Raw genomic sequence first — 7784 nt, 5'->3', positions numbered from 1 at the left:
GGGCGGTGCGGGTCCGCGACATGACCGCTGCGAGGCTCGCGTACCCGCCTCGTATAACAATGACCGTACCGACCGGGCAGAAAACCGTCAATCAATCGGAGGACGGCGCCGGCCGGCCGGCTCCTGGGCGCGGCACGCGGCCACGAGCGGCTCCTGACGGGACGTCGTCCGAGGGGGCGGGAGGAGCGGCCGGGCGTCCGGCGTGCGCCGGCCCCGATGCGCCGGACCCGGCGCGTCAGCCTTCCCCGAGCCGGACACCCGCGAGCAGGTCGGCGGTGGTGTGCGCGCCGATGCCGGTGTGCGCGGTGGGGGGAGCCGCGTCGGAGGGCGACGCGCCGGAGGGCGACGCGGCGACCGCCCGGACGTGCTCCTGGGCCGTCGCCGCGAGACCGTCGTAGACAGCGGTGAAGACGTCCCGCACCCGCGCCCGCCGCCAGCCCCGCGGCATGCACCGCATCGGCAGCCGCGGGTCGAGGACGTGGAACCGGCGATAGGTGTCCATGACCTCGGTCCGCGCGCACACCGCCTCGACGCCGCCCACCTCACCGGCCCGCATCCGGTCCAGCAGCGGACTCCACCGGTCGATGAAGGACGCGTACTCCTCGGCGATGGCGGCGACGTCCCAGGCGTCCAGCGGGTCGCGGCGGACGGTCCGCTCCAGTTCCACGTGCTGGGCCCGGAAGACCGTCAGCGATCCCGAGCCGACCCCGGCCAGTTCCTCCCGCGCCCTCGGGGTGAACGGCCGGGGCGACAGCCACAGCCCGTCGTACAGCGGCGCGTACCCGAGCCAGCGGAGCCGCCCCCGCAGCGTCCTCCGCTCGGCACCACTGCCCTCGGGGAGCGAGAAGGCGATGATCGTCCACGAGCCGTCCCACTTCTCCGCCTGTTCGGTGAACGCCACGATCGAGTGGCCCGAGAGGGAGAGGTTGACCGCGGCGGGGTCGCTCAGGCGGTAGGCGCTGTGCCTCCCCTTCCGGCTGCTCTCCAGCACCCCCCGGCGGGCCAGCCGGCTGATGGCGGTGCGGCCGGCGGCCGGAGTGACGCCGAACTCGCCCAGCAGCGCCACGATCGCCGCCGAGGGGAGGGACGCACGGGTGCGCAGGGTGTAGTCGGCCAGCAGGGTGACCGCGAGGCTCTGCGGTGAGCCGCCGGCCCGCCGCCGGGGCAGTCGCACCGAGTCGGCCGGGTCGTCGGGGTAGATCTCGTTGACGTCGAAGGGACGGACCACGACACTCTCCGGCGGTTCTGGTCGGTTCGAGGTACGACTCCCTCGGATCGTCCGGCGGTTGACGGCTCCCGCGGGAGGGCGCACCCGCCGGGAACAGGATAGGCGTCCGGCCCCGCTCCCACCGGGTTCGGTACCGGGCGCCCGGGCCCCGGCACGCCGTCCCCCGCCCGCCGCTTCCCCGCCGTGCGGCCTCGAGGGGCCGGGCGACGCTTTTGGGGGAACCTTTACCCGGGGGCGGTCGTTGACCCCTTCGACGGTGAGCGCGGTCGCGACCGATGACTCGGACGACTCAGAGGAATGTCGAGGGTGACGTCAATGGCTATGTGGGACCGGCTCAAGGAACAGGCCCAGACGCTGCAGCAGTCCCAGCGCGGACGCGGCGCGGCCCACGGGCCGGGCGGCTCCCCGGGCTCCGGCGGTGGATCGCGCGCCCAGCTGGTGAGCGTGCTGAAGACGCAGCTCGGTTCCCTCAAGACCGAGCTGAAGAGCGGCGCCTACCGGGACGCGAGCATGGCGATGTGCGCACTGGTGGCGGCCGCGGACGGACACGTGGACCCGGCGGAGCGGCAGCGCGTCGAGTCGCTGATCCTCGGCAACGAGGTGCTGCAGAACTTCCCGCCGGAGCAGCTGCGCCAGCGCTTCAACAAGCACGTGGACCGGCTGACGCGCGACTTCCCGCAGGGCAGGGCCGAGGCGCTGCAGGACATCGCCAGGACCGCCGGGAAGCCGACCGAGGCGCGAGCGGTGATCCAGATCGGCATGGTCATCGCCGGGGCCGACGGTGACTTCTCCCAGCCCGAGCAGATGATCCTCCGCGAGGCCTGCGGGGCGCTGGGGGTGTCCCCCGCCGAGTTCCAGCTCTGAGCCGCCCGCGGCCCGGACCCCGCGGCGGCGCCTCCCCCGCGTGAGCGCCGGGGAGGGGCACGGCGGCGGGGTCCGGCGCAGGCCGCGGTCGCGTGGCGGTTCCCCTCCGTGGCGGTGTCCTGTCGTGGCGGTGCGTCCGGACCGGGGGTGCCCGACGACCGGTGGGGAAGCGGTCTCCCTCGCGGAGGCGCCCGGGCGTCCTGCGCGGCGGTCCCCGCCCGCCCTCAGCACTCCAGGTAGCGCAGGACCGCGAGGATGCGCCGGTTGTACCCGGTGGCGTGGCTCAGTTCGAGTTTGTCGAAGACGGCGTTGAGGTTCTTCTCCACCGAGCTCAGCGAGATGTGCAGCTTCCCGGCGATCGCCGTGTTGGTGTGCCCCTGGGCCAGCGCCTCCAGCACGCTGCGCTCGCGCGGGGTGAGCCGGGCCAGCGGATTGCCGTGCACGGTGCGCAGGAGCAACTGCCGTACCACCTCGGGGTCGATGACGGCCCCGCCCTCGTGGATCCGCTCCAGGGCGTCCAGGAACTCCTCGACCTGGGCCACCCGGTCCTTGAGGAGGTAGCCGACCCGCTCGGCGTTGGAGGCCAGCAGCTGGGCCGCGTAGTTGCGCTCGATGTGCTGGGAGAGCACCAGCACCCCGGTTCCCGGCCGGCGCCCGCGGATCTCCACGGCGGCCCGCAGTCCCTCGTCGGTGTGGGTCGGCGGCATCCGGATGTCGACGATGACGATGTCCGGCCGGTGCTCCTCGACCTCGTCGAGCAGGGTCACCGCGTCGCCCAGTGCCGCCACGACCTCGTGGCCTTCGTCGGCGAGCAGCCGGACCAGGCCCTCCCTCAGCAGGGTCGAGTCCTCGGCGATGATCACGCGCACGGCAGCTCCGCGGTGATGGTGGTGGGTCCCCCGGGAGGGCTGTCGACGCGCAGTACGCCGTCCAGCGCCGCCACCCGGCTGCGCAGTCCGGTCAGTCCGCTGCCGGCCGGGTCCGCGCCGCCCCTGCCGTTGTCCTCGATCCGTACCGCGAGGCTCGCGCCGGTGCGTGCCACCTGCACGTCGACCGCGGTGGCCGAGGAGTGCTTGGCGGCGTTGGTGACGGCCTCGGACACCACGAAGTAGGCGGCAGTCTCCACGAGCCGGGGCAGCGGCGGGCCGTCCTCGAACCGGATGCGCAGCGGGATGCCGCACCGCCCGGCGACGCCGCCCAGCGCCTCCTTCAGGCCGAGGCTGTCCAGCGCCGAGGGGTAGATCCGCCAGGCCACCTCGCGCAGTTCGGTGAGGACCTGCTGGGACTCCTCGTGCGCCTGGAGCAGCAACGCGTCGGTCCGCTCGGGGTCACGGCCGCGCCGGGCCCGGCCGAGCAGCATGGCCAGTGCGACCAGGCGCTGCTGGACGCCGTCGTGCAGGTCGCGCTCGATGCGCCGTCGTTCGGCGTCCACCGCCCGCACCACCGCGGCCCGGCTGGCGGCGAGTTCGTCGATCCGGCGCCGGAGCAGTTCCTGCTCGGAGGGCCCGAAGCACTCGCGTGCGGTCCGGGCGTCCAGGGCGGCCAGCGAGCGCAGGCCCTGGACGTCGAGGAAGAGCAGGACGCCGCCCAGCACCACCTGGGTCAGGAGTTCGTCCCAGCCGAGGCTGCCCCGTGCCATCCCCGTGACCAGCAGTCCGGCGAGCACGACGCCGAAGCCGAGCAGCCCGGTCACGAAGGCGCACAGCAGCCCCGTGCGGCAGTGGACGGCGAGGTGGCGCAGGACCTTCTGGTCGGCCACCGTGTAGCGGGCGGGGAAGCGGTCGCCGAAGAACACCGAGCGGCGGATCCGTTCCAGCGTCAGCAGGCGGCGCGCCCCGGACACCAGGACGCCGAGGGCGTCGGGCCGGGTGCGCGGCCACAGCAGGAAGGGGCCGAGGGCGGTGCCGGCGACGAGGAAGTAGAGGAGGTCGAGCAGGGCGGTCAGGCAGCCGAGCAGGACGCCCGCGCCACGACGCCACCACGGGGTCGGCGGTGCGGCGCTCCGGCCGTGCCCGGTGTCCGGAGCGCGAGGGGTTCTCCCGAGGCCGTCGGACGCGGCCTGCGTCGGATCCTGCCGCACGGAGCGGGAGCCTAGCGGCGCCGTACGGGCCCGGGCAAGATCGCCCGGGGCCGCCGGCGGAAGCACGCCGGGGCTGTGGCGGGAGTGGTCGCGGCGCATCAGGCGCGGCGGTGCCGGGCCTTGCCGCGGCCCCTCAGCCGTACCGCCAGGTAGAGCACGAGGGCGGCGACGGCCAGGACCAGGACGGCCTTGCTCAGGAGGCCGACGTAGGTCTCCACCGTTTCCCACCGGTCGCCCAGCCAGTAACCGGCCAGCACCAGGACGCTGTTCCAGACCAGGCTGCCGAGCGTGGTGAGCATGACGAACACGGGCACCGGCATCCGCTCGACGCCGGCGGGCACCGAGATCAGGCTGCGGAAGAGCGGCACCATCCGGCCGAGGAGGACCGCCTTGGTCCCGTGCCTGGCGAACCACTCCTCGGTGCGTTCCAGGTCGGAGGGTTTCACCAGGGGCAGCTTCGCCCACAGCGCGTGCATCCGCTCCCGGCCGAAGAGCGCGCCCAGCCAGTAGAGGACGACCGCGCCGGCCACCGAGCCGAGCGTCGTCCAGAACAGTGCCGAGGTGAGGGTCAGTACGCCCTGTCCCGCGGCGAAGCCGGTCAGGGGCAGGACGATCTCGCTGGGCAGCGGCGGGAAGAGGTTCTCCAGGGCGATGGCCAGGCCCGCCCCGGGACCGCCCATCGTGTCCACGAGGTCCGCCGCCCACCCCGCGATGCCGTCCGCGGGCTCCTGGGGCAGCGCCGAGGTCATGTGATGCACGGTGGTCTCCAAGTGACGGGACGACACCGGGGCGGCCGCCCCGGTGTCGTCCAACCTAGGAACCGCGGTGGGGCCGCGGTATGAGGGTTGCCCTCCGACCGGATGCTGTTTCCCGTACCGGTCACCCTGCGGTTTCCCGCAGGGTGACCGGTACGGACAGGTCCCTCCACGTCCCGCTCCGGATGCGTTCCCCGTCATCGGGCGGCAACGGCGAGGAGGAGGGCGCGAGGCTCCGGGCCCACCGTCCGCCGTCCCGGCCGGCGGACGAACGCCCGCCGCCCGGGCGGAGCGGTGGCGTCGGGGGTCAGCCGGCCCCCGGGACGCCGGCCAGGCGGCTGCCGACCCGTGCGGCCGTCTCCCGCAGCCAGATGTGCGCCGCGTCATGGGTGTGGACCGGGTGCCACCACAGCGCTTCGCGCAGCGGCACCGCCTCGTAGGGGGGCTCGACGACCCGCACGGCGGCGATCGGCGTCAGCAGCCGCGCCAGCCGTGCCTGGATCAAGGCGATGCGCCGGGTGCCGGTGACCAGCAGCGGCAGCAGCTGGAAGCTGTCGACCGACACCTCCACGCGCGGTTCGACGCCGAGCATGCCGAGCTGGCGCACGGCCGGGGCGTCGTAGGTGCGCTGGTAGGTCACCCACGGCAGCCGGGCGAGGTCCTGCCGGGTGAGCCGGTCCTCGACGCCCGGGTGGTCGTCGGCGACGAGGAACACCCAGCGGTCGTCGTAGAGGTCGGTGGCGGGGAAGCCGGACGACCGGACGGGCCGGTCGTGAGAGGCGCTGCACGGCACGGCGTGATGACGCGAACCGCAGGCCACGGACCGCGGTGGCCGGTCCGGCCGGCCCGACCGGCAGCGTGCTCATGGTGACCGGCGTCATCGTGATCGCAGCGAGTCGGCGCGCGCCTGCCTGGTCATCTGCCACGTCAGGGCGCGCCCTGGGCGGGGTCCTTCGGCCAGGACGGCGGACTCCGCCGACCGGACAGGACCCGTGGGCGGCGGTTTCCGCAGCGCCGCGTGGCCACGGAAGCCGCAGCAGCCGCCGTCGCCCGCCGCACGGCTCGATGTGATCACGTCACGGGAACGGCCGGGGCGCTGCCGGTCGGCGCGCTCCCTGACAGCAACGGTCCACCGCCGCCGCGCACCCCGCCCATGACCACCCGCCGGCCGGAGCTGGAGCAGCATGTCCAGACGACGCACCGGAGCGGTCCTGGCCGCCGCCGGGGCGCCGCTGCCCCCGGCCGGGGCAGCGATGGCGGAAAACCGCGGGTGGGGCGGGTGCGCCCCGCCCCACCCGTGGTGCACGGCGGAACACGTCGAGAGCCGGCCCGGTAGGGAGGAACCGCGGGTCAGGCACCCTTCTTGACCGGCTCCAAAATTGCCACGCACTCCACGTGGTGGGTCATCGGGAAGAGGTCGAACACCCGCAGCGTCCGCACCCGGTAGCCGCCCTCGCGGAAGTAGGCGATGTCGCGGGCGAGGGCCGCCGGGTCGCAGGCGACGTAGGCGACGCGGCGGGCGCCGAGGGAGGCGAGGTGGCTGACGGTCCTGCGGCCGGCGCCCGCGCGGGGCGGGTCGAGGACGATCAGGTCGACCTCGGTGATGCCGGTGCGCGGCAGCACCGCCTCGACCTTGCCCTGCTCGATGCGGACCCGGTCGAAGCCGTCCAGGTTGTGGCGGGCGTCCTCCACCGCGCGCTTGCCGGACTCGATGCCCAGCACCGCGCCCTCGTCGCCGAGGCGGTCGGCGAGCGCGCCGGCGAACAGGCCGACGCCGCAGTACAGGTCGAGGGCGGTCTCCCCCTTGCGCGGCAGCAGGCCTTGCATCACCGCCGTGACCAGGGTGTCCGCGGCCTTCGGGTGCACCTGCCAGAAGCCGCCGCTGCCGACCCGGTAGGTCCGGCCGTCGGCCCGCTCGCGGACGAAGGGGCGGCCGTGCACCCGGTGCACGCCGCCGTCCTTCTCCCCGACGCGCATCACGGAGACCGGGCGGTCCAGCTCGACGATGGGCAGCCGGGCGCCCTCGCGCGGGGTGAGGATGACCTGGCGGTCCTGGGAGCCGGTGGCGGCGATGGCCTCCACGCTCTCCATGCCCGACCAGTCGCGCCGCTCGACGCCGAGCTCGCTGACGCCCTCGGCGGCGATCATGCAGTGGTCGATCACCTGGACCTCGTGCGACCGGTGCTTGCGCAGGCCGGCCTGTCCGGTGCCCGGGTCGACGGCGTACTGGACGCGGGTCCGCCAGGAGGGGACCTGGCCGGCGGGCACCTTGTCGCCCTCGGCGGGCATCACGGTGCCGTCCCAGCCGGCCTCCTCGGGGGTGAGCCCGGCCAGCCGCTGGAGCTGCTCCGCGACGACCTCGCCCTTGAGCCGCCGCTGGGCGCCGGGCTTGGCGTGCTGCCAGTCGCAGCCGCCGCACCTGCCGGGGCCGGCGAACGGGCAGGGCGCCTCGACGCGGTCCTTGGACGCCTCGAGGATCTCCACGGCGTCGGCGCGCAGGAACCGCGCGCCCTCCTCGCCCTCGGTCACCCGGGCCACGACCCGCTCGCCGGGCAGCGCGTGCCGGACGAAGAGGACCTGGCCCTCGTCGGTCCGGGCGATGCAGTGACCACCGTGGGCGACGGGGCCGATCTCGACCTCGTACTCCACGCCCACCAGCGACTTCTTCTCCTGTGCCTGCATGGCGGGGTGACTCCACAACCTCGGTGACGAATCGGACGCGCGCACCCGTGGCGCGCGTCCGGACAACAGCCGACCAGTCTACGCGGTCGGCGGGACGCACCGGCCCGGCCGGCGGCCGCGGCGTCTGCCGGCCGCGACGGCCCGGGCCGCGGCGGGTCACCGGCGGCCGCGTCCC

At 74.6% G+C, this 7784-nt stretch carries 6 protein-coding genes and 1 pseudogene; 1 reads left to right on the top strand and 6 read right to left on the bottom strand.

All coding sequences use genetic code 11. The annotated features are described in order from the left end of the window. Positions 1-235: 235 nt before the first annotated feature. Positions 236-1228 carry a PaaX family transcriptional regulator gene (locus A2U95_RS04405; RefSeq protein ID WP_166020909.1) on the bottom strand — a complete coding sequence of 331 codons (993 nt, stop codon included), beginning with the start codon at positions 1226-1228 and terminating at the stop codon, positions 236-238. 315 nt (positions 1229-1543) lie between these two features. On the opposite strand from A2U95_RS04405, the gene A2U95_RS04400 reads away from it, so the two are divergent. Further along, the gene (locus A2U95_RS04400; protein ID WP_166024817.1) at positions 1544-2092 is read left to right on the top strand and encodes a tellurite resistance TerB family protein; all 549 of its coding nucleotides are present in this window, start codon (positions 1544-1546) and stop codon (positions 2090-2092) included. 224 nt (positions 2093-2316) lie between these two features. Here A2U95_RS04400 and A2U95_RS04395 read toward each other — a convergent pair whose 3' ends face one another. From A2U95_RS04395 to A2U95_RS04375, 5 genes and pseudogenes are all read right to left on the bottom strand, one after another. After that, entirely contained in the window at positions 2317-2961 is a 645-nt protein-coding gene (locus A2U95_RS04395; RefSeq protein ID WP_166020908.1) for a response regulator transcription factor, read from the bottom strand. Further along, the gene (locus tag A2U95_RS04390) at positions 2952-4172 is read right to left on the bottom strand and encodes a sensor histidine kinase (protein ID WP_420856961.1); all 1221 of its coding nucleotides are present in this window, start codon (positions 4170-4172) and stop codon (positions 2952-2954) included. The genes A2U95_RS04395 and A2U95_RS04390 overlap by 10 nt, the downstream gene beginning before the upstream one ends. A gap of 98 nt (positions 4173-4270) precedes the next feature. Then, positions 4271-4921 carry a DedA family protein gene (locus A2U95_RS04385; RefSeq protein WP_166020906.1) on the bottom strand — a complete coding sequence of 217 codons (651 nt, stop codon included), beginning with the start codon at positions 4919-4921 and terminating at the stop codon, positions 4271-4273. Positions 4922-5234: 313 nt separating this feature from the next. Beyond that, positions 5235-5681 (bottom strand): annotated as a pseudogene (locus A2U95_RS04380) (LysR substrate-binding domain-containing protein); the annotation flags it as partial. Positions 5682-6277: 596 nt separating this feature from the next. Then, positions 6278-7609, bottom strand: coding sequence for a class I SAM-dependent RNA methyltransferase (locus tag A2U95_RS04375; RefSeq protein WP_166020905.1), 1332 nt, complete (start codon positions 7607-7609; stop codon positions 6278-6280). Positions 7610-7784: the final 175 nt, after the last annotated feature.

Origin of the sequence: Streptomyces chilikensis, from assembly GCF_001642695.1 — a bacterium.
Taxonomy (GTDB): domain Bacteria; phylum Actinomycetota; class Actinomycetes; order Streptomycetales; family Streptomycetaceae; genus Streptomyces; species Streptomyces chilikensis.
Note: the sequence above shows the minus strand (reverse complement) of the source record. Positions and strands in the feature narration are given on the sequence as shown.